Here is a 2,181-nt window from a genome sequence, read left to right as displayed (position 1 = left end):
ACTTCCTCAATGTTGAGTGGTCAGTACCCAGCAAGCGAGCTGCTTCACCAATCTTGACTAATCTCTTATCCATAGTGTGAGATTATGATAGATAATCATAGATTACTCAATACTGTTTCAAACCCTCACTGCACCTTACGTAGCAGCCAACTTCAAAGTGCCGGTTAAACCCGTACACACCTTTAATAGAAGCAGTCTCTGGCTGGCTATGAACAAAGACACAGACCAGAAAGTCATTGACCAATTGAATACCACACTTGAAAAAATGCGTGAGTCTGGAGAGATTCAGGCCATGATTGACAACTATAACATCTGAGGCATTTAAAAGAAGAAACGATAGTTCTATTTATTAAACAACCTTCTGACTTCAATTTATTTTTAAACTTTCGACTTGCTAAATCGTAAATCTGGACTGGAATTATTCTGGATAACCTCCCACAGGATCGTCTGAGCACGGAGCCTGTGGGTCTTATAAGGCCGCTTTTCTCTTTTCAACAGCCATAAGCCAGGAACATCATTTTGCCTACCACCTGCATTAATGATTCTTAGGCACTGAGAGAGAAGCTGTTCCAGATCATTCAGCCATGGATCCAATTGCCGGCCCAAAGGAAGGCACGCCGTGACTCTTGGCTACCCTGTCGTCATCCTGTGCCCAGGGTAAATGGCTATAGCGAAAACATTTCGGGAGTACTTCCTATGCTGGGGTTTCTCAGTCCGCCTGCTCACCAGGAGCAGATTGCGTCCAATGAAGTTGATGAAACCTATAAGAAACTTCGTATGCAGGTTTTGTTGGGCATCATTGTTGGCTATGCCGCTTATTACCTGATTCGTAAAAACTTCTCTCTGGCCATGCCTGACTTGATTGAGCAGGGCTTTACCAAGTCCGAGCTCGGCCTGGCTCTATCCGCAGTCTCTTTTGCCTATGGCTTCAGCAAGTTCCTGATGGGCAACCTGTCTGATCGAAGTGACGCTCGGAAATTCATGAGTATTGGCCTGATTCTCTCCGCCCTGACCATGATATTTATGGGAACGGTTCCCTTTTCCACAGCCACCGTCACGTCCATGTTTGTACTGCTGTTTCTTAACGGTTGGTTCCAGGGTATGGGCTATCCCGCAGGCAGTCGTGTTATGACACACTGGTTCTCTGTAAAAGAGAGAGGAGTTAAATGGGCATACTGGAACACCTCACATAACCTCGGTGCCGGCTTAGTCGGCCCCATGGCTATTTTTGCTGTTTACATGTTTGGCGACTGGCAATCACAGTTATGGTTTCACGGTGTAGTGGCACTGGTTCTAGCTGGCATTACCTGGACGTTATTAAGAGATACGCCCCAGTCCTGTGGATTGCCCAGTATCGAAGCCTGGACTGGCGACAAGCTCAAATCCTATGACGAGCATCACCACGAGCAGGAAATGTCGGCAAAAGACATCTTCTTCAAATATGTATTCAACAATAAATTACTCTGGCACCTCTCGCTGGCCAACGTCTTTGTCTATCTGGTGCGTTACGGAGTTCTGGACTGGGCACCTACCTACCTGAAAGAAGTGAAAGGTTTCTCAATGGCTCAGAGTGGCTGGGCCTATTTCCTTTATGAGTTTGCCGGCATTCCCGGCATTCTTCTGTGTGGCTGGGCCAGTGACCGCTATTTCAGAGGCTGTCGCGCCCCCGTCAGCATGTGGATGATGGCCCTGGTCTGCATCGCGATTGTCATTTACTGGCAGAACCCGGCCGGTAACCCAATGATTGACAACCTCTGTCTCATTTTTGTGGGTTTCCTGATTTATGGGCCTGTGGTTCTGGTCGGTCTGCAGGCAGCAGACTCAGCACCGAAGAAGGCCACTGGAACCGCTACAGGTCTGACCGGCCTGTTTGGTTACCTGGGAGGGGCTCTGTTTGCCAATCTGGCCATGGGTGTCATTGTCGACATGATGGGCTGGAGCGGTGGCTTTATGTTAATTCTGGCCGCCTGTGGCATGGCTATTCTGTTTCTTGCTCTGACCCTGAAGCAAGAAAGAGAAGACAAAGCCGAACTGTTCAGTCAATACAAATAACCTTTCTAGGAGTCTGTCGGACTTAGCCGACCGTAGCGAGAAAAAGTCCGGTTTGAGACAGTTTTTATGATTATTTGAGGCGAATAGCGAGCTATTCAACGAAAAGAATCATAGAAAATGGCCAAATCC

At 47.7% G+C, this 2,181-nt stretch carries 1 protein-coding gene; it reads left to right on the top strand.

What is annotated here, in order from left to right:
- Window positions 1-696 precede the first annotated feature (696 nt).
- Window positions 697-2,052, top strand: coding sequence for a phosphoglycerate transporter protein PgtP (gene pgtP / locus ACR2PX_RS26250; RefSeq protein WP_434002316.1), 1,356 nt, complete (start codon window positions 697-699; stop codon window positions 2,050-2,052).
- Window positions 2,053-2,181: the final 129 nt, after the last annotated feature.

Origin of the sequence: Endozoicomonas sp., from assembly GCF_051008435.1 — a bacterium.
In the GTDB taxonomy this organism is placed as follows: Bacteria; Pseudomonadota; Gammaproteobacteria; order Pseudomonadales; family Endozoicomonadaceae; genus Endozoicomonas_A.
Note: the sequence above shows the minus strand (reverse complement) of the source record. Positions and strands in the feature narration are given on the sequence as shown.